This window comes from Arachnia sp., from assembly GCF_057238465.1.
Window position 1 is genome coordinate 206,848 of sequence record NZ_DBHHFZ010000002.1, and the last position, 19,259, is coordinate 226,106.

20 protein-coding genes are annotated in these 19,259 nt (G+C 67.8%); 1 reads left to right on the plus strand and 19 read right to left on the minus strand.

Annotation, left to right across the window (positions count from 1 at the left end; genetic code table 11):
• Nucleotides 1–21 precede the first annotated feature (21 nt).
• The 15 genes from ACO6D6_RS03200 to ACO6D6_RS03270 all read right to left on the minus strand — a co-directional run bounded on the left by ACO6D6_RS03200 (nucleotide 22) and on the right by ACO6D6_RS03270 (nucleotide 14,725).
• Entirely contained in the window at nucleotides 22–1,044 is a 1,023-nt protein-coding gene (locus tag ACO6D6_RS03200) for a potassium channel family protein (RefSeq protein ID WP_484783178.1), read from the minus strand.
• A gap of 49 nt (nucleotides 1,045–1,093) precedes the next feature.
• Complete coding sequence (locus ACO6D6_RS03205; RefSeq protein ID WP_484783179.1) at nucleotides 1,094–1,615, minus strand: adenine phosphoribosyltransferase; 522 nt, start codon at nucleotides 1,613–1,615, stop codon at nucleotides 1,094–1,096.
• On the minus strand, nucleotides 1,612–2,733 hold the full coding sequence (gene secF, locus ACO6D6_RS03210; protein WP_484783180.1) for a protein translocase subunit SecF: 1,122 nt from the start codon (nucleotides 2,731–2,733) through the stop codon (nucleotides 1,612–1,614). Before secF ends, ACO6D6_RS03205 begins: the two co-directional genes overlap by 4 nt.
• Entirely contained in the window at nucleotides 2,733–4,220 is a 1,488-nt protein-coding gene (gene secD / locus ACO6D6_RS03215) for a protein translocase subunit SecD (protein ID WP_484783412.1), read from the minus strand. The genes secF and secD overlap by 1 nt, the downstream gene beginning before the upstream one ends.
• Nucleotides 4,221–4,300: 80 nt before the next feature.
• Nucleotides 4,301–4,690, minus strand: coding sequence for a preprotein translocase subunit YajC (gene yajC, locus ACO6D6_RS03220; protein ID WP_484783181.1), 390 nt, complete (start codon nucleotides 4,688–4,690; stop codon nucleotides 4,301–4,303).
• A gap of 52 nt (nucleotides 4,691–4,742) precedes the next feature.
• The gene (ruvB, locus tag ACO6D6_RS03225; RefSeq protein WP_484783182.1) at nucleotides 4,743–5,762 is read right to left on the minus strand and encodes a Holliday junction branch migration DNA helicase RuvB; all 1,020 of its coding nucleotides are present in this window, start codon (nucleotides 5,760–5,762) and stop codon (nucleotides 4,743–4,745) included.
• A 10-nt stretch (nucleotides 5,763–5,772) separates the two neighbouring features.
• The gene (gene ruvA, locus ACO6D6_RS03230) at nucleotides 5,773–6,381 is read right to left on the minus strand and encodes a Holliday junction branch migration protein RuvA (protein ID WP_484783183.1); all 609 of its coding nucleotides are present in this window, start codon (nucleotides 6,379–6,381) and stop codon (nucleotides 5,773–5,775) included.
• The gene (gene ruvC, locus ACO6D6_RS03235; protein WP_484783414.1) at nucleotides 6,378–6,890 is read right to left on the minus strand and encodes a crossover junction endodeoxyribonuclease RuvC; all 513 of its coding nucleotides are present in this window, start codon (nucleotides 6,888–6,890) and stop codon (nucleotides 6,378–6,380) included. The genes ruvA and ruvC overlap by 4 nt, the downstream gene beginning before the upstream one ends.
• A 40-nt stretch (nucleotides 6,891–6,930) precedes the next feature.
• Nucleotides 6,931–7,704, minus strand: a complete 774-nt coding sequence (locus ACO6D6_RS03240; RefSeq protein WP_484783184.1) for a YebC/PmpR family DNA-binding transcriptional regulator — start codon at nucleotides 7,702–7,704, stop codon at nucleotides 6,931–6,933.
• Between the two features lie 48 nt (nucleotides 7,705–7,752).
• Nucleotides 7,753–8,703 (minus strand): GNAT family N-acetyltransferase, encoded by a 951-nt coding sequence (locus tag ACO6D6_RS03245; protein ID WP_484783186.1) that lies wholly within the window; start codon nucleotides 8,701–8,703, stop codon nucleotides 7,753–7,755.
• Nucleotides 8,704–8,713: 10 nt separating this feature from the next.
• Nucleotides 8,714–9,454, minus strand: coding sequence for a lysophospholipid acyltransferase family protein (locus ACO6D6_RS03250; RefSeq protein ID WP_484783188.1), 741 nt, complete (start codon nucleotides 9,452–9,454; stop codon nucleotides 8,714–8,716).
• Nucleotides 9,451–10,980, minus strand: coding sequence for a lactate racemase domain-containing protein (locus tag ACO6D6_RS03255; RefSeq protein WP_484783189.1), 1,530 nt, complete (start codon nucleotides 10,978–10,980; stop codon nucleotides 9,451–9,453). Before ACO6D6_RS03255 ends, ACO6D6_RS03250 begins: the two co-directional genes overlap by 4 nt.
• A complete protein-coding gene (locus ACO6D6_RS03260) occupies nucleotides 10,962–13,313 on the minus strand; it encodes an SDR family oxidoreductase (RefSeq protein ID WP_484783191.1) in 2,352 nt (783 codons plus the stop codon). The genes ACO6D6_RS03255 and ACO6D6_RS03260 overlap by 19 nt, the downstream gene beginning before the upstream one ends.
• The gene (gene priA, locus ACO6D6_RS03265) at nucleotides 13,310–14,101 is read right to left on the minus strand and encodes a bifunctional 1-(5-phosphoribosyl)-5-((5-phosphoribosylamino)methylideneamino)imidazole-4-carboxamide isomerase/phosphoribosylanthranilate isomerase PriA (protein ID WP_484783193.1); all 792 of its coding nucleotides are present in this window, start codon (nucleotides 14,099–14,101) and stop codon (nucleotides 13,310–13,312) included. Before priA ends, ACO6D6_RS03260 begins: the two co-directional genes overlap by 4 nt.
• 27 nt (nucleotides 14,102–14,128) lie before the next feature.
• The gene (locus tag ACO6D6_RS03270) at nucleotides 14,129–14,725 is read right to left on the minus strand and encodes a pyroglutamyl-peptidase I (RefSeq protein WP_484783195.1); all 597 of its coding nucleotides are present in this window, start codon (nucleotides 14,723–14,725) and stop codon (nucleotides 14,129–14,131) included.
• 142 nt (nucleotides 14,726–14,867) lie between these two features.
• Between ACO6D6_RS03270 and ACO6D6_RS03275 the strand changes: the two genes are divergently transcribed.
• Entirely contained in the window at nucleotides 14,868–15,653 is a 786-nt protein-coding gene (locus tag ACO6D6_RS03275) for an SIR2 family NAD-dependent protein deacylase (protein WP_484783197.1), read from the plus strand.
• Here the strand turns inward: ACO6D6_RS03275 and hisH are convergent.
• From hisH to hisD, 4 genes are read right to left on the minus strand one after another with little or no spacing between them, the layout of a single operon-like run.
• Complete coding sequence (hisH, locus tag ACO6D6_RS03280; RefSeq protein WP_484783199.1) at nucleotides 15,638–16,258, minus strand: imidazole glycerol phosphate synthase subunit HisH; 621 nt, start codon at nucleotides 16,256–16,258, stop codon at nucleotides 15,638–15,640. The genes ACO6D6_RS03275 and hisH overlap by 16 nt on opposite strands.
• 8 nt (nucleotides 16,259–16,266) lie before the next feature.
• Complete coding sequence (hisB, locus tag ACO6D6_RS03285) at nucleotides 16,267–16,875, minus strand: imidazoleglycerol-phosphate dehydratase HisB (RefSeq protein WP_484783201.1); 609 nt, start codon at nucleotides 16,873–16,875, stop codon at nucleotides 16,267–16,269.
• The gene (locus ACO6D6_RS03290) at nucleotides 16,872–17,957 is read right to left on the minus strand and encodes a histidinol-phosphate transaminase (RefSeq protein WP_484783203.1); all 1,086 of its coding nucleotides are present in this window, start codon (nucleotides 17,955–17,957) and stop codon (nucleotides 16,872–16,874) included. The genes hisB and ACO6D6_RS03290 overlap by 4 nt, the downstream gene beginning before the upstream one ends.
• Nucleotides 17,954–19,255, minus strand: a complete 1,302-nt coding sequence (gene hisD, locus ACO6D6_RS03295; RefSeq protein WP_484783205.1) for a histidinol dehydrogenase — start codon at nucleotides 19,253–19,255, stop codon at nucleotides 17,954–17,956. The genes ACO6D6_RS03290 and hisD overlap by 4 nt, the downstream gene beginning before the upstream one ends.
• Between the last annotated feature and the right edge of the window lie 4 nt (nucleotides 19,256–19,259).

Genomic DNA, 19,259 nt, shown 5'->3' on the forward strand with positions numbered 1-19,259 from the left:
CTATTGGAGCAGATACCTGAGTCAGTCATCGGTGTCTCGCAGCTCGGGTCGTTCCGCGCGACGCACGACGATCAGTTGATCACCGGTTTGGATCCTGGAGGCCGTGGAATCGTAGAAACGCCGCAGCGTGCCGTTGCGGATGATTCCGATCACCTGCTCCCCCTTGACATCGTTCGGGGACTGCCCCACCTCGCTGGGTCTTGCCTGCCTCTGTTGGACCTCGAGGCCCGTCCCGGCGGTCAGCAGGTCCTGGATGATGGCGCCGAGTTCCGGACCGACCGCCGACAGGCCCAGCAGGCGCCCCACCGTGTCCGACGAGGTCACCACGGATGTGGCCCCGGACTGGCGGACCAGGGCGACGTTGTCCTTCTCGCGGACGCTGACGATGATGCTGGCCCCGGGGTTGAGCTGCCTGGCGGTGAGTGTGGTGAGGATGGCGGCGTCGTCGCGGGACAGGCAGATGATGATCTTCCGGGCCTTGGACACCTCGGCCCGCCGCAGCAGATCGCGGCGTGTCGCATCCCCCAGGAAGGCGGCCAGCCCGTCGAGGTTGGCCTCGTTCACCGCGACGTCATTGCTGTCGATGACGACGATCCGGTCGTCCGGTTCCCCGTGGCGACGAAGGGTGTTGATTGCGCTGCGGCCCTTCGTGCCGTAGCCGATCACGACGACGTGGTTGCGCATTTTCTGCCTCCACTGCAGGTCACGGATGGCGCGGCTGCCCTCGTCAGCCAGCACGGCGATGGTGGTGCCGACCAACAGCACCAGGAAGCCGACGCGCATCGGGGTGATGAGGATCGCGTTCAGGAGCCGGGCGTGTGGGGCGAGGGGGGTGATGTCGCCGTAGCCCGTGGTGGTCATGGTGACCGTCGAGTAGTACAGGGCGTCGATGAAACTGACCCCGTCATCGCGGATGTTGTCGACGTAGGAGTCGCGGTCCAACCAGACGACGAGGGTGCTGATCATCAACAGCACGAGCGCCAACAACCCGCGTTTCCCGAGTTCGCGCAGCGGCCGCACCTGTGGACGGGGCATGCTCACCATCGAGGTGGCATACCCCTTGGGGACCCGCTTCCTCAGCCTACCCACGGCCCTAGCTCGTCAGAACCGCCGAACAACTGCTGATGCCCTGACCGGCGAGCCGTTGCCTGCCCCCGAGGGCGGTGAGCTCGAGGAGCACGCTCACGTGCACGAGTTCAGCGCCGAGCCGTTTCAACAAAGCTGCCGTGGCCGCGACGGTGCCGCCGGTGGCGAGCACGTCGTCCACCACGAGCACGCGCGCCCCCGTGACGAGGGCGTCCGCGTGCATGGTCAGGGTCGCGGTGCCGTATTCGAGGTCGAAGGACTCGCTCAACACGGGACGCGGTAGCTTCCCGGGTTTGCGGACCGGCACGAAACCGGCCCCGAGGGCCAGGGCGACGGGGGCGGCGAAGATGAATCCCCTGGCCTCCATTCCGACCACCACGTCAATTGCCTCGGGGGCCGACGCCACGATGGCGTCAACCGCCTGCCGGAAACCCTCGGGGGAGGCCAGCAGCGGGGTGATGTCCTTGAAGACCACCCCGGGTTTGGGCCAGTCCGGGACGTCCGCGATCAGGGAGGAAATCAGGTTCATCGCCTCTGACGCTTCCTCTGCTCGCGCGACAGGTTGCTGCGCTGTTGCCTGCGCGTTCCCGAGGAGACGACGGTCTCGGTCTCCGATGCTTCCTCCTCGTCGCCGGCTGTCTTCCCGGAAGGTCTGCGTTCGGCCTTGGCGGCCGCACGTTCGGCCTTGCGGGCCAGCGATGCGCGGTGGGCGATCTGGTCGGGTTCCCGTTCCTTCATCTGCACCAGCAGCGGGGTGGCGATGAAGATGGAGGAGTAGGCGCCGGCGATCATGCCGATGAACAGCGCCAGGCCGAGATCGGCGAGGGGGCCGCTGTGGAGCATGGCGCCGCCGATCAGCAGAGCCGTGACCGGCAGGATCCCGATCAGGGTCGTGTTCAGGGACCGGATCAGCACCTGGTTGATGGCCAGGTTGGCGGCCTCCCCGTAGGTCTTCCTGCTCTCCTTCAGGTTCTTGGTGTTCTCCGAGACCCGGTCGAAAACCACCACTGTGTCGTAGAGCGAGTAGCCGAGGATGGTCAAAACACCGATGACGGTCGCCGGCGTGACCGTGAAACTGCTCAGGGCATAGATTCCGACGGTCACCACCAGGTCGTGTGCCAGGGCTATGACGGCCGCCAAGGACATCTTCCAGTTGCGGAACCAGAAACCGATCAGCACCATGACGAGCGCGATGAACACCCCCAGGGCTATCAGGGCCTGGCGGGAGATCTGCTCACCCCACGAGGCACCGATCGCGGTGTAGGTGACGTCCTCGGGTTTCGCGTCTGCCAGTTCGGCGATGGCGGCGCGAACCGAGACGGTCTCCTCGGGGTCGAGGGAGCGCGTCTGGATCCGCACGGCGCTCTCCCCGAGGGAGAAGACCTGGGCCTCCAGGTTCTTGACCTCGAAACCGGCCACCTTGGTGCGTACGTCGTCCACGGTGGTCTCGGTGACGGGAAGCGCGACCTGGAAGTCGGTTCCACCCCGGAAGTCGATGCCGAGCGCCAAACCCTTGAAACCCACCGCCAGGAAACAGATGGCGAGCACCACGGCCGAGAACGTGTACCAGAACTTCTTGTGGCCGACGAAGTCGTAGGAGATCTGACCCGTGTAGAAACGGTGGGCGAGCCCGTGTTTGGTGGACATCAGGCCTCCTTGGCGCGGTGGGTGCGGCGGCTGCGACGGCCCAGCAGGGATTCCCGGCTGACGCCCATGTGGCTGGCGTCGAGCCCGGAGAGCCGGTGCCCCTCACCGAAGAACTTCGTGCGGCCCAGCAGCTGCACGAGGGGTTTGGTGAAGAAGAAACAGACCGCCAGGTCGAGCAGGGTGGTCAGGCCGAGGGCGAAGGCGAAACCTTTCACGCCGCCGACCGCGAGGATGAACAGGACGATTGCGGAAAGGATCGAGACCATGTCCGCAACCAGGATCGTCGGTCTGGCCTTGACCCAGCCCGTCGTCAGGGCGGATCTGAGACTTCGCCCGTCGCGTATCTCGTCACGGATGCGCTCGAAGTAGATCACGAAGGAGTCAGCCGTAACGCCGATCGCCACGATCGCACCGGCGATGGCCGGGAGGTTCAGGGTGAATCCCATGGCCTCGCCGAGCACCACCATGGATGCGTAGGTCGCGAGCGCGGCCACACCGAGGGAGCCGATCACCACGAGCCCCAGCCCACGGTAGTAGGCGAGGCAGTACAGGATCACGAGTGCGAGACCGATGCCGCCTGCGAGCAGCCCGATGCGGAGCTGTTCACCGCCGAGCGTGGGAGACACCGTCTCCACCTGGGAGGGTTCGAAGTTGAGGGGCAGCGCACCGAATTTCAGGATGTTCGCCAGTTCGGCCGCGGACTCCGCGGTGAAGTTGCCGGTGATCTGGGCCTGGCCGTTGGTGATTGCGGTCTGGACCCGCGGCGCGGACTGAACCACGCCGTCGAGCACCACCGCGAACTGGTTGGCGGGTGCCTGTTTGGAGACCATGGCCGTGGTCATCTGGCTGAACGTGCTGGTACCCGCCTCGTCGAACTCGAGGGTGACCACGTGGGAAACCTGCCCCTGCGGAATCCCGGAACTGGCCCTGACGACGCGCTCACCGATGATGGCCGCGGGTCCGAGGAGGTACTTCATCTGGCCCGTCGGGTCGCAACCCACCGTGGTCCTGTCCAGTCGGGCCTCGATCTTGTCGTTGCACTTGAACTCGTTGAACGCGTTGGTGTCCTGCTCCGTGGCTTCGTAGCCCAGGACCTCTTCGACGCTCAGGATGTTCCCGACCTCGCCCGGTTCCGGGGTGGGGGTGGGCAGGCCCGGCAGGTTGGGATCGGTGTTCTGCTGTCCAACATGACCGGTGCGGAGCACGGGACGGAAGGTCAGCTGGGCGGTGCTGCCGATCAGCTTCACCATGTCGTCGCGCTGGACGTTGGGAGCGGAGACGACGATGTGCCTGTCACCCGAGGTGGTCACCGAGGCCTCGCCGATTCCCAGCCCGTCGACACGCTTCTGGATGATGTTCTTGGCCAGCTCAAGCGAGTCCTTTTCGACCGTCGAGTTCGTCGCGGTCAGGGTGATGGTCATGCCACCTTGCAGGTCGAGACCGAGTTTCGGGGACCAGGTGCCTGCGGATGCCATGATCCCGAACATCGCGCCGATGGCGAGCAGGAAGATGAACAGCCTCAAACCGGGCCGGGGTTTACGGGATACCGTTGCCATACGGGCTCGATTCAGTGTTTCTCGGAAACGGGCTCTTCGGTCGCGGCGGTGTCCTCCGGCTCGGAGGGATCAGCACCGTCCACGCTCTCCTCGTTCTCCTCACCCTTGGTGGTCTCCTCCACCTCATCGGTGAATTCGAACTCTTCCTCATCGTCCTTCGCGACGCGTGCAATGGCCTGCTTGAGGATGGTCACCTCGACACCGGGAGCCAACTCCACGATCGCCTGCGTGTCGGCGACGTGGGAAAGGGTGGCGAAAACACCGGAGCTGAGAATGACGCGGGCTCCGGGCTGCAGCGCGTCGATCTGGGACTGATGCTCGCGCATGCGCTTCTGCTGGGGCCGGATCATCAAGAAATATGCAGCGCCCACGAAAACGACGAGCATAAGGAGCATTTCCATCTGTTCATTCCTTAACGAGGCGGTTGGCGGGTTTGCCGTGGGTCAGGATAGCTCACTCGAACAACGAAGGCTCACCGGCCGGAGGACGCAGACCGAGATGCCGCCAACCCGCGGCGGTGGCGATCCGGCCACGCGGGGTGCGCATCATCAGGCCCTCACGGATCAGGAAGGGCTCGGCCACCTCGGAGACGGTCTCGGTTTCCTCCCCCACGCTGAGCGCCAGGGTGGACAGGCCGACGGGACCTCCGTTGAACAGGGTGCACAGGTTGCGCAGCACTCCCCTGTCGAGCCGGTCCAGGCCACGTTCGTCGACCTCGTAGAGTTCCAGGGCGGCCCGGGCGTGTTCGAGTTCCACCTCCCGGTGTCCCCCCACCTGGGCGTAGTCCCGGACCCGGCGCAGCAGCCGGTTCGCGATCCGGGGGGTGCCGCGGGACCGGTCCGCGATCTCCTTGGCGGCCACCTCCTTCAACCGGATCCCCAGTTTCGTGGCCGAAGCCGCGACGATGCCGGCCAGATCGGCGGCCTCGTAGAACTCCAGCTGCGCGGTGAAACCGAACCGGTCCCGCAACGGCCCCGGCAGCAGACCCGCCCGGGTGGTGGCCCCGACCAGGGTGAAGGCGGGCAGGTCTATCGGAATGGCAGTCGCACCCGGTCCCTTGCCGACCACCACATCGACCCTGAAGTCCTCCATGGCGAGGTAGAGCATCTCCTCGGCGGGGCGGGCGAGCCGGTGGATCTCGTCGAAGAACAGCACATCCCCCTCGTCGAGGCCCGAGAGTATCGCCGCCAGGTCACCCGCGTGCTGGATCGCGGGGCCGGACGAGATGCGCAGGTTCACTCCGAGCTCCGCGGCGATGATCATCGCCAAGGTGGTCTTCCCCAGTCCCGGAGGGCCGGACAGCAGCACGTGGTCCGGGCTGCTGCCCCGGTGCCTGGCCGCGGCCAGGACCAGACCGAGCTGGTCGCGGACCCGGGGCTGCCCCTCGAACTCGCTCAGGCGCTTGGGCCGCAGGGCAGCCTCGAAGTCCTTCTCCTCGGCGCGGCCGACGGGATCCACCTCAGAGAAATCCACGGTCTCCTCCTCAGCGTCTCGCCAGCGATCCGAGGGCCGCCCTCATCAGTTGGGCGACACCGGCGCCCTCCTCAGCCAACTCCGCGACGGCATCGCACGCGGTCCCGGCCTCCTTGGCGGACCAGCCGAGCCCTTGGAGACCCTCCACGACCTGGTCACGCCACGATTCGTTCGCCACCCCGGGGCTCGTGGTCTCCGGTTCCGCATCCCCCAGGGCGAGCAGACCGGCCTTGTCCTTGAGCTCCAGCACCAGTTTCTGGGCGCTCTTGTTACCGATCCCGGGCACCCGGCACAAGGCACGCAGGTCACCTGCGAGGATTGCCCGTTTCAGGTCTCCCGGTGACAGCACGGAGCAGATGGCCAGGGCGAGCCTGGGCCCGACCCCCGATGCGCTCTGCACCAGTTCGAAGGCCTCCCGCTCGGCATCGCTGCCGAAACCGAACAGCGTCAGCGAATCCTCTCGCACGACCAGGGAGGTGTGGATGGTTCTCGTCTCCCCCGGGCGCAGCGCGGCGGCCGTGGCCGGTGTGCAGTGCCCGCGGAAACCCACCCCCGAGACATCGATCACGAACCAGGCGGCCCCCGCGGCCGTCACGGTACCCGTCAGCTGGGAAATCATCGTTTTCCTCTCGCGGCCGCGACCAGCGCCGCATATCGATTGGTGTGGCCGCCCCGCCAGGCATGACAGACGGCCAGGGCCAGGGCATCGGCCGCGTCCGCCGGCCTGGGAGGCGCGTCGAGCCTCAGGATCGTGGTGACCATGGCGGTCACCTGGGACTTGTCGGCCCGTCCCGAGCCGGTGACGGCGGCCTTGACCTCGCTCGGGGTGTGGAACGTGACGGGAAGCCCGCGCCGGGCCGCGACCAGGGCGGCGACCCCCGCGGCCTGCGCCGTGTCGATCACGGATGTCGTGTTGTGCTGGGCGAACACGCGTTCGATGGCCACCACGTCGGGGGTGTGTTCGGTGAACCACCGTTCGAGTCCGGCCTCCACCTGGAGCAGCCGGTGGGCCACGTCCAGGTCCGGGCTGGTGCGCACGACCCCGACCGCGATGAAGACGGGGGGACGCCCCACGGCGCCTTCCACCACGCCGATACCGCAGCGGGTGAGGCCGGGATCAATCCCCAGAATGCGCTTTTTCTCGAACATCAGTTCGGATTATAGACGATCAATCCTCGGATTCGAGGGCCGCCGCCACCTCCGGGGTGAGGTCCAGGTTGGTGAAGACGTTCTGCACGTCGTCGGAGTCCTCGAGGGCGTCGATGATGCGGAAGATCTTCTGGGCGAGCTCCACGGTGTCGACCTCCTGGTCGAAGGATGCGACGAACTGCACCTCCGAGGAGTCGTAGTCGAACCCCGCCGCCTCAATGGCCTTGCGGACCTCCACGATGTCGCCGGGATCGCAGACCACCTCCCAGGCCTCGTCCTCGTCATTGACCTCTTCGAGACCCACCTCCAGGGCGGCCTCGAGCAGGTCGTCCTCCGTGACCTCCCTGTCCTCCTGCTGTTTGGGAACCACGACGACCCCCTTGCGGGCGAACAGGCGCTGCACCGACCCGACATCGGCCATGGTGCCGCCATTGCGGGTGACCGCGACACGCACGTCCGAGGCGGAGCGGTTCCGGTTGTCGGTCAGGCATTCGATCAGGATCGCGATCCCGGAGGGCCCGTAGGCCTCGTACATGATCGTCTCGTAGTCGGCGCCACCGGATATGGCACCGGAGCCGCGTTTCACCGCACGGTCGATGTTGTCGTTGGGGACGCTGGACTTCTTGGCCTTCTGAATGGCGTCGTAGAGCGTCGGGTTGCCGCTCGGATCCCCGCCGCCCAACCGGGCCGCCACCTCCACGTTCTTGATCAGCTTGGCGAACAACTTGCCGCGTTTGGCGTCAATGACCGCCTTCTTGTGCTTGGTCGTCGCCCATTTGGAGTGTCCGCTCATGCATCCCGCCCTTCGGGTAGAGGTCAATTTTGCTTGAGCGAGCTTATCTCAAGCAGCCGGAATGCTCTTTCCCAACAGGGTCACGCTGTCGCGTTCCTCGTATCCCAGCACCCGGTGCAGCCAGTCCGCGACGGCACGGTTTCGGGTGTCCACCCCGATCCCCGCGGCGGGACAACCCGAGTCGGCCATCGAACGCAAAGACCGCGCCAGCAGGGCCTCGGCAACCCCCTGGTGCCGGTGCGCCCTGGCCACGCCCAGCCGGTCGCACCACCCCTCCATCACGCCGTCCAGTCCCGCCGCGTCGTCGGTTCCCGACAGGCAGTACCCGACCACCTCATCGCCCTTGACCGCGACCCATGACCAGTCGGCGCGGAAGGTTCCCTTCGCCAGCGATTCCGCCCATGCGTCTTCGTCGATCCGGGCGCTGAAGCACGAGTTGTGCAGCTGCAGCACCTGGTGGCTGCGTTCCGGGGTGAAGTTCTCGAAGACCAGTCCGGGAATGTCGTGCGGCCTGGGCAGGTCGAACAGTTCCCTGTGCATGTCGAAGAAGTAGCGTTCCGCCAGGAAACCCCGTTGCAAGAGCAGGTGGCGCAGGCAGGTCTGGTCCGCCTCCACGTAGGAACCGAGCCAGATCGGTTCCCCGGGGTGATGTTCGTCACGCCAGGCGAGCGCCCGTTCCTCCTGCCAGGCCAGCAGCGCCCGCCCGATTCCCTGGTACCTGTGGGTCGGATGAACCCCGCCGAGCAGGAAAACCTTCGCGGGATGGCTTCCCGGTTCCGGGATGTTCCATCCGAAGGCCGACAGGTTCCCGTAGGAGTCCCAGCCGCCGATGGCATCCCCGACCGTTATGGTCTGCGCGGCTCCCTCGATCACCCGATCGGTGGCGGGCAGCACGAGATCGTCCAAGGCCTCCAGCTGGGCCCTCAGGGAGAGCAACTCATCCCAGTCGTCGGGAGTTAGGAGACGCCAGGTTAGATGGTTCTCGATGTAGAGTTCCACTGCTCCTCCCTCACCCGTTGTTCTTCCAGATGCGGCGGCCCCGGTCGGGACGCGGCGCCGTCTGCTGCCAGAGCCTGCGCCAGCGGGGCATGGGCTCGCCACTTGCCATGGGGGCGTGGCTCTGAACCGCCCACCAGGAGAGCTCCCCACTGTGGAAAAGCGCCCCGACCGCGCCCTGCACCACCTCGGTGGCCTCCTTGATCGACTGGCCGCGAACATACACGGGCGAGCCGAAACGCACGGAGACCCGGGGTCTGCGTTGCAGGGCGAGCCTGAGCACCTCGTTCAGTTTGAAGGTCCCGACGATCGCCACGGGAATGATCGGCACTTTGTGTTCGGTCGCCAGTTCCGCGGGCAGCGTGGTGAACTCCCCCACCCCGCCGTCGACGAGCGAGGGCTCCGAGAAGACCACGATGCTGCGTCCCTTCGCCAGCGCGCGACCGACACCCCGGTTGGTCGTGCGCAGCCTCGCGGGGAGCACGGCCCTCAGAACCTGCCAGTCGAGGACCCCCTGCTCGTTGACGGCGAAGATGACCGGTCCCTCCAGTCCCTGCAGCGAATCGAGCCCCGCCACCTGGTATTCCAGGCGCCAGGTCAGGGGGTTGAACAGGTCCGGGGTCTCGCTCAGGTCCGAGCGCGCCAGGCGGTCACGCCGCCGCCCCGCCGGTTCCGGGGCGCCGGCCGGGCGGCGCCGAACCAGCCCGAACCCCGTCCGGGCGAACCCCAACATGTCCGAGAACCAGGTGATCACCGCGGCTCCCCGAAGATCCGTCCGGGCCCGTGCAGGTAGGTGGCGTCCTCCCGGTCCCCGGTGATCTGCCGGGCCAGTTCGAGCGCGTCGTCCAGGGTGGTTGCGGCCCGCTGCCCGAGGACGCCGGTGGTTTCCCGGTCGGCCCCCACCCAGATGACGTCGGCCAGCCGCTCGGTGGCGCGGCGGATCCCGTACCAGGTGTGGAAGACGGCCAGCGGATGCCAGGCGTTGTGGTCGCGGTAGAGCTTCAGGTACCAGTCGTCCGCCAAGGCCTGGCGTTCGAATCGTTCGTGGATCTCGGCCGGTTCCCTCGTTGCGGGCAACACCTTGGTGAAGAAATCGGCGGCCGGGGCGAGGGTCCGGTTCGGGAAGACCCGGCTGAGCGGGTGGAAGGCGATCAGTATCCCGCCGTCGCGCAGGAGGGAATGCTCCGCGTCGGCTCCCGCGTTGCGCAGCGCCTGGTGGGTTGCGTTGACGGGCGAGCCCACGGGGTCCCCCGGGTCGAAGCCGCCTCCCCACACCGAGGTCATCAGGATCCCGGTGCGTGGCGCAGCAACGGCATTGGCCGCCCGCCACACCTCGGCGGCGCGGCTCGCCACCTGCTCCGGATCGCCGCCGACCACGTCGCAGAGCTCGTAGTCCGCGCGCGGTGCCGCGTAGAGTTTCTGGGTTCCCTGCCGGGGCAGGAGCGCGGCGAACTGGCGTGCAGTGGCGTAGGCGACCTGTTCCGGAAGCCGCCATTCCCACTCGCAGTGGTTCAGGAAGCTCAGGTGGCGCCCAAGGTAGGGCTGCCCGAGCACCGCGGTGACGGAGAAGACGGGAATGGCCCTGTGAATGGCCGCGGCGACCTCCCGGCACGCAGATTCGCCGCCACCGAACCCGCCGATCCGGTTGATGGTGGCGAGGTCCGTCGTCCCGGTCGCGAGCAGCCTTCGCTCCCCGGGGCCGTGGCAGACATCCACCGAGACCACCAGGTCCGACTCCGCGATCCGCGCGTTCATCTTTACCGGTTCCCCGGACAGGGTGGCCACCGTGACCAGGTCCTCCGAGGTCACGTCGTGGCTGGTGATCCTGCCCTCGGGCAGGAAGGAAGTGGCCACCCGGTCGCCGAGGGCCTCGACGATTTCCTGACCACCCCACCGGGGTCCAAGACCACCGGCCACCACGATGGCGACGTCATCCACCCGCGCCCTGGCGGCGTGTTCGAGGACACGTTCGACGATGCTGCGTCTGATGTCGAACCGCATGCAGGGTTGCACCGGGTCGACGTTTCCCACCACGACGGTCAGCTTCATCCCTGGGCGCAGCAGCCCAGCCAGGGGGGCGCTGTCGACGGGGTTGGCGAACGCCCCCTCCACCAGCGCGACGGGGTCGGAGGAGGGCACGGGCTGCGGCGGGTAGATCACGCCGGTCCCGGTGGGGAAACGCCGCAGGCTGATGTTGCCGCCTGCGAGGGTCAGCAGCGGCGGGGTGCGTTCGTCGACCTTCAGGACGAAACCGGGACGGGTCACGACGGCAGCTTCCATCTGGGCTGCAGCGCGTGGGAGGGCCAGTCGATGATCGACCAACCGGATTCCTTGGCGGCACGCATCAGGCCGATGTCCGGGCTGACCGCGACGGGATTGCCGACGGTGCGCAGCATCGGTAGGTCGACGTGGCTGTCGGCGTAGGCGAAGGAGGCCGGCAGGTCGATGCCGTGGAGGCCCGCGTAATGGGTGAGCCACGCGGCGCGGGAGTCCCCCACCATGGGGGGACCGGTCAGGAAACCGGTGCACACCCCGTCCGCGTCCGTGGCCAGGTCGGCGGCGACGATGTGGTCGAAGAGCCCCTCGAAGGGCCTGGTCAGGGGGCGGATGACGCCGGTGAGCAGGATCGTGGTGTGCCCGGCCTCCCGGTGTTCGCGAATGCGCCGGACCGCTTCGGGGGAGGTCCGGTCCAACACGAACGGGGTCAACCGCTCGTCGACGAAACGTTCCAGCTCGTCCAGTCTGGCTCCTTCGTAGCGGCGGTACACCTGCCGCAGGAAAACCCCGCGGTCCTTGCGTTCGGCCCCCAGGTAATTGGGCAGCTGGGCGGCGACCTTCATCAGCTCCCCCGCGCGCTGCGTCAGGGACAGCTCGGGGAGCCGCAGCCACAGGTAGGTTTCGATGACGTTGGTGGTCATCACCGTGCCGTCCAGGTCGAAGGCGGCCAGCACCGTCCCGGGCTCGGTGGGTTTGAGGCTCCGGTAGGTGGCGGAATGGGCCTTGCGGCGGCGCCGGGCGGCCTCGAGGCGGCGCACGGGGTCCGTGATCGCCGGGGCGTGCACGTTCTCCACGTAGTGGGTCCAGTCGAGGTTGCCCGAGTCGAACCCGAAGGTTTCGCGGTCATCCTCGTGGAGGCTGTTGTGCAGCGCCAGGGTGCAGTCGTCGACGAAGTGCAGTTCGGATTGGAGGTATTCGCCGTAGAGACCCAGGTACCTGTTGAGGAAGTCCAGCTGTTTGGCCGTCTTGTCGAGGGCCCGGGCGGCGGCACGGGTCTTCTTGCCGCGCGGGGCGAAACTCAGCAGGCGATTGCCGATCGCGACCCCCTTCTCCGCGAACCAGAGTTTGCGTTCCACCGGTTCCGGTCCGGGGAAGTTCCACGTGGCCAGCTGGTGGGATCCCTGCCCGTCCCGGTACGGGTGACGGGAGAAGTAGGAGCGGATGTGTTCGTAGATGCCGCGGAAGGTCAGGGGGTTCCTTGCCCCCGACGAGCAGTGGTAGAACTCCGGTTCCCCCACCTTCGGCTGGGTGGCGCACACCGCGACGATGGTGTTGACCACGTAGTCGCAGGGGATGATGTCGATCACTGCGTCCGGGGAGGCCGGGAACTCGGGCAGTTGCCCCCGCCCGTAGGCCAGGATGATCGGGTCGGCCATCTTGAAACCCTCGATCCATCCCGGATACGGGTATCGCAACGACGACTCCACGATCGCCGGGCGGACGATGGAGACCTGCATGTCGCGGCACAGGTCCGCGACGACCGCTTCACCCATTGCCTTGGCGAAGGTGTAGACGTCGGTCCAGCCCAGCGAACGGGCCCGTTCCGTTCCCGCGGCCACCAGTTCCTTCTTCACCCAGGCGAGCCGCCGCCGTTCGGTGTCCTCGCTGGTGGTGAGGTACCCGGCGCGGCGGTGCAGTTTCTCTGCTTCCTTGCGCAGCGCCGTCAGCTGCTCGGATGTGCGGGACCGGGCCTCGACGATGTCGGCCATCGCCAGCGCCGCCCGGGTCTCGGCCTCGTAGTCCACATCGTGGGGATGGGCGGCCTCCGGGATCGGTCCCCTGCGGCGCCCCGCCGTGTAGGCCGTCGAGATGTGGACGTAGTGCGGGACGCGCACCAGGTTGCCGTTCTCGTCGGAACAGGAATCGCGGAATCGTTTCAGCAGCGCCTTGACGCCGAGCACGTTGGTCTTGAACGCCGCATCGATGGGCGGGTCGAAGGAGACGTCCCCTGCGCAGTGCACCAGCACGTCGATGTCGCGCGGCAGTTCCGGGGCGTCCGGGAGGTCACCCTCGATCACATCGACGCGCGCGGCCATCAGTTCCTCGACGGAACCGGCCTCGGCGACGACATCCTTGAAGATTTTCTTCTTCAGCAGCGAGGCGACCCGTTGGGTGGCGGACAGGGAACCCTTGCGGCGCACCAGCACTGCGGTGGTCGTGTCCGGGCACTCGGTGAGGAATTTCCAGAGCATCTGTTCGCCGATGAAACCGGTGACACCGGTCATGGCGATCTTCTTGCCCGCGAGCAGTTCGGCGATCCGTCCGGTCAGCAGCGGCGGGGTGTGGAGACGGGTCGACTCCGAGGCTCCGAAACTGGTGCGTGGCGCGGGGCTCATGCCACCTCTCCGATCTGCTGCGGGCCGGCGACCTCGATGGCCTCGGCCAGGGTGAATCTGCCGAGGTAGAGGGCGGTGCCGACGATGGCCCCCTCCACGCCGTCACGGGTGAGCTCCCGCAGGGCACGCAGATCGTCCAGGGTGGAGATGCCACCGGATGCGATCACGGCGGCGTCGGTGCGGGCACAGACATCGCCCAGCAGGTCGAGGTTCGGTCCGGTGAGCATGCCATCGGAGTTGACGTCGGTGACTACGAAACGCCGGCACCCGGCCGCCGCCAGCCGGTCGAGGGTCTCGACCCACGGCCCCCCCTGCGTGGTCCAGCCCCGGGCGGCGAGCCGCTCCCCACGCACGTCCAGGCCGATGGCTACGCGGTCGCCGTGGGTTTCGATGATCCGTTCGCACCACTGGGGCCGTTCCAGCGCGGCGGTGCCGATGTTGACCCTGCGGCACCCGGTGCCGAGGGCCCGCTCCAGGGACACGTCGTCCCGGATCCCCCCGGAGAGTTCGACATCCACGTCCAGCCTGCCGATGATCCCGGCGAGCAGGTCGGCGTTGGAGCCGCGCCCGAAGGCGGCGTCGAGATCGACCAGATGGATCCAGGACGCCCCCTCCTCCTGCCATCTGAGGGCCGCGGACAGCGGATCCCCGAACTCCTTCTGGGTGCCCGCCACGCCTTGGACGAGTTGGACGGCCTGGCCGTCCTGGACGTCCACGGCGGGCAACAACTGCAATGCTTCCACGACGCGAACCCTACCGTGAAGCCGGCCTGTGGGACAGAGAACCATCAGCAGGGGTTAAAAGCCCAGGAGGTCCTAGTCGAGTTCCCCGTCAGCGAAGTGGATCTCGGGAACGTCAAGGCGTCCCAGGGCCGCTCTGAGGCCCCGTTCCTGGGAGTCGAGGTCGAGGACATCCTCCGGGGGGACGTGGATGAAACCGCATCGCGGCCCGGGTTCCCGGGGCAGGGTGGCGGCCTCGTGCAGCATCAGGTAGAACAGCGCGTTGCAGGCGTAGCTGCCGGCGCTGAGGGACAGCTCCCCGGGTACCCCGGTCTCCTGCACGGCACGCAACATGGCCTTCACGGGCAGGGTGACGAACCGGGCGGCGGGGCCGTCGGGAACCACGGGCAGATCCACGGGACGCTCCCCGGCGTTGTCCGGGATGCGGGCGTCGATCAGGTTGACGGCCACCCGTTCCAGGGTCAGTCCCGTTGCGCGGCCCGACAGTCCCAGGCACACCACATGGGTGGGTTGATGCTCCGCCAACAGCTCCGGAACCAGTTTCCGCAGCGCCTCGAACTCCACCGGCAGCACCGCGGTCACCGCATCGGCCCCGAGCCTGGCGGTCAGCTCCGCGGAGGGATTGCGGTCGGAGCCGCCGAAGGGTTCGAATCCGGTCACCAGGGTTTTCACCGGGTCAGGATATTCCCACCCCACGATAGGGGTGGTTCACCGGGTGCCGACCATATGCCGGTCCTGCACCCCGCTCCCATCGGCAGTCCCCATTGCCGCCCACCGGGTCCACGCGCCGTGGGTCCTGTGCAAGAGTGGGAACATGAACCACCAGAAACTGGAACCGCTTCCCCCAGAGTTGCTGGAACGGGCACGCTCCGCCCGCAGGGTCCTGGTGTTGACCGGTGCGGGCATGTCGGCGGAGTCGGGGGTTCCCACCTTCCGTGACGAGTCGGCCGGGCTGTGGGCCCGCTACTCCCCCGAGGCGATGGCCACCGAGGAGGGCTGGCGCGCCGATCCCGAACTGGTGTGGGCCTGGTACCTGTGGCGCATCGGGATCGTGAATTCCACCTCCCCGAACGCGGGGCACGAGGCGCTGGCCCGCTGGGCGGGTCTGATCGGCGAAGGGCTTCCGCTGCAGCGCGTGGACATCGTCACCCAGAACATCGACGACCTCCACGAGCGGGCTGGCTCAGCGGTGCTCGCCCACCTGCACGGCAGGCTCGACCGTTTCCACTGCATTGATTGCGGTCTTCCCGGCCAGCCTGACCTGTCGATGGCCTCCAGGGAACCGGTCCTGCACGTCCCACCCTCCCCGTGTGAATCCTGCGGGGGTGACCTCAGGCCTAGCATCGTGTTCTTCGGCGAACCCTTGGACGCGACCGACATCGACGCGTCCGTGGAGGCCGCCCAGCGGGCCGACCTGACCCTGGTGGTGGGGACCTCGTCGATCGTCTACCCGGCAGCCGCCCTGCCGGGGCTGGCGGCACGCGCTGGGTCGTTCGTGGTGGAGGTCAACCCGAATCCCACCAGCCTGGACTGCGACCTGCACTGGTGCACCACCGCGGCCATCGGATTGCCTCAGCTGGTGGATCAGCTGGCGGCCTGAGGGTTTCGCGGATCCAGCCAGTTGCGCAGCAACCGGGCGCCGGCCCTCCCGGATTTCTCGGGATGGAACTGGGTGGAGCAGACGTTCCCGCGTTCCACGGCGGCAACGAAGGGAACCTCGTGGGTGGCGGTGGTCACCAGGGTGCCGTCGGTTCCCGACATCCGGGTCGCTGCGTAGCTGTGAACGAAGTAGAACCGCTCGTCCTCGATGCCGGCGAACAGGCGGCTGCCCGGGGGAACCTCGACGCGGTTCCAGCCCATGTGTGGGAGCCTGCGGGCCGCCAGGGGCTGCACTGTTCCCGGCCAGAGACCGAAACCGGGGGTGCGGATGCCGTGTTCGGTGCCCTCCTCGAAGAGGATCTGGTGCCCCACACAGATACCCAGCAGTGGTTTCCCGGTGGGCAGCCAGTCCGCCAGGAGTTCCACTCCCCCGGCCGCCCGCAGCCCCGCCATACAGGCGGCGTAGGCCCCGACACCGGGAACCACCAGCGCATCGCATCCCGCCAGTTCCCGGATGTCCCCGGTCAGCACGACCCTGCCCCCGGCCGCCGCCAACGCCCGTGCCGCGGAGTGCAGGTTGCCCGAGCCGTAGTCGAACAACCCCACCCGGCGGTTCAGAGCGCCCCCTTCGTGGAGGGCACATCCACGACGCGCGGATCGAGGGCGACGGCGTCGCGCAACGCACGGGCCAGGGCCTTGTACTCGGCCTCGACGATGTGGTGCGGATCGCGGCCCGCGAGAAGCCGAAGGTGAATGCACAGGCCTGCATTCAAACCAAGGGACTCGAAAACGTGGTAGGTCATGGAACCCGCGTAGGCGACACCCGAGCCGCCGATGCGGGCGTAGGCCTGTCCCTCGGGCTCGCCCGAGCACACCACGTAGGGGCGTCCCGCCACGTCGACCACGCAGTGCGCCAGGGCCTCGTCGAGGGGCACGGTGGCGTCCGCGTAACGCCGGATGCCGCGTTTGTCCCCGAGGGCCTCGCCCAGCGCCTGGCCGAGCACGATCGCGGTGTCCTCGACGACGTGGTGCCCATCGATGTGCACATCCCCGCTGGCCTGGATGTCGAGGTCGATCAGGGAGTGCCTGGACAGCGCGGTGAGCATGTGGTCGTAGAAACCGACCCCGGTAGAGATCCGGCTCAGGCCGGTTCCGTCCAGGTTTAGGGTGACGGTGATCTCGGATTCGCTGGTGATCCGGGACCTGGTTGCGGTGCGGCTCATGAATGACGTCCTTCCGGATTGATCTCGGCGAGTGCCCGTTTCAGGGCCGCCATTTCCCGGGGGGTGCCCGCGGAGGCCCGCAGGAACCCCTCGGGTCCGGTCTCGCGGATCAACACCCCGCGATCCAGCAGCCCCTGCCACACGGCGTGGCGGTTCTCGAAGCGCCCGAACAGCACGAAGTTCGCCTCCGAGGGCACCACCTCGTAGCCGTGGCCCCGCAGCCAGTCCTGGAAGGCCCGGCATTCCTCGGCCAGCTCCTCCACCCGGGCCAGCAGTTCGTCCCGGTGCGCGAGGGCCACCCGGGCCAGGACCTGGGTCTGGAGGCTCAGATGGTAGGGCAGCCGCACGATCCGGCAGGCGTCCACGACCTCCGGAGCGGCCGCCAGGTATCCGACGCGCCCACCGGCCATGGCGAAGGCCTTCGACATGGTGCGGGTGATCACGAGTCCGGGATGCCGCGCCAGCAGCGGCAACGCCCCGGGGGTGCGGGAGAACTCCTGGTAGGCCTCGTCGACCACGACGATCGCATCCGTGGCGGAACAGATCTCATCGATCACCTCCGCTCCGGTGCAGGTGCCGGTCGGATTGTTCGGGGTGGTGATGACCACCACGGTCGGGGCGTGGCGTTCCACGGCGGAGAGCACCAGGTCGGCGTCCACGGTGAAGTCAGGGTTGCGGGGCTCGGTCACGTAGCCGGTGCAGGTGTTGCGCGCGTACTCGGGATACATCGAATAGGTGGGGGTGAAGGTCAGCATCCTGCGGCCCGGCCCTCCGAAAGCGGTCAGCAGCTGCCCCATGATCTCGTTGGACCCGTTCCCCACCCAGACGTTGCGGGCGGTCAGGCCGTTGCCGAGGTAGGAGGCCAGGTCCTCGCGGAGCGCCACCGCCTCCCGGTCCGGGTAGCGGTTCATCGTCGCGGCGGCCTCCTGGATGGCCTCCCCCATGGCCCGGCTCAATTCACCGGAGGGCGGATAGGGGTTCTCGTTGACGTTGAGGACCACGGGCACCTCGATCTGCGGTGCTCCGTAGGGTTCCTCCCCCACCAGGTCATCCCGGAGCGGCAGGCCTGCGAACCTGCTCATCGTCTCGTCCTGACCGTGATCGCCGCGGCATGCCCGGGCAGGTCCTCGGCCAACGCGAACCGTTCGATCCCGTCGGCGATTTCGGCCAGGGCCTGCGCCGAGTAGTCGATGACGTGCACGGTGCGCATGAAGGAACGCACGCTGAGACCCGATCCGTGGCACGCGCAGCCCGCGGTCGGCAGGACGTGGGTGGAGCCGGCGGAGTAGTCACCGAGGCTGACGGGCGAGTGGTCGCCGACGAAAATGGCGCCGGCGTTGCGGATCCGGGCGGCAACTTCTCCGGCGTCGCGGGTCTGGATCTCCAGGTGCTCGGCGGCGTAGGCGTCGGCCACCTCCACCGCCTGGTCGAGGTCGCGCACCAGCAGCACCGCCGATTGCTGACCCGTCAGCGCGGTGCGGATCCGTTCCCGGTGTTTCGTGACCGCCACCCGGGGTTCCAGCTCGGCCGCCACCCGGTCGGCGAGTTCCGGGGAGTCCGTGATCAGGACGGATGCGGCCATCGGGTCGTGCTCGGCCTGGGAGATCAGGTCGGCGGCCACGTAGGCGGGGTTCGCGGAGGAATCGGCGATGATGGCTATCTCGGTGGGTCCGGCCTCGGAGTCGATGCCGACGATTCCCCGCAGCAGTCGTTTCGCAGCCACCACGTAAATGTTCCCGGGGCCGGTGACCATGGCGACGGGTGTGCAGAGGCCGGTCACTCCGTGGGCGAACATCGCGATTGCCTGGGCCCCGCCGACTGCGTAGACCTCCTCGACGCCGAGCAGGTGGCACAACGCGAGGATGTTCGGGTGCGGCCAGCCACCGAAACCGGCCTGCGGCGGGGATGCGACGGCGATCTCCCGGACGCTGGCCACCTGGGCGGGAATGACGTTCATGATCACGCTGGAGGCCAGGGGGGCGAGTCCACCCGGAACGTAGAGACCGACCCGTTCGACGGGGATGTTGCGCAACCCTACCCGGGCGCCCTCGGCCAGCACCGCGGGGGCGGGGTCGGAATCGCGTTCCAGGGTTTCGGCGACCGCGCGGCGACGCCGGATGGATTCCTCGAAGGCCTCCCGAAGCTCAGGGGCGAGCTGCTCGGCGGCCTCGGCCAGCACCCGTTCCGGCACTCGGAAGGATTCGGGAACCACGCCGTCGAAACGTTGCGAGCACTCGGTGAGCGCCTCGATTCCCCGGTCACGAACCGCGTCGCACACCCCCCGCACCGCGTCCATGGCCCCTGCGACGTCCAGCGCCGCCCTGGGAACGTGGACGCGGTAGTCGCCATCGACGCTTGTCAGGTCAACCGTTCTAAGCACGGTC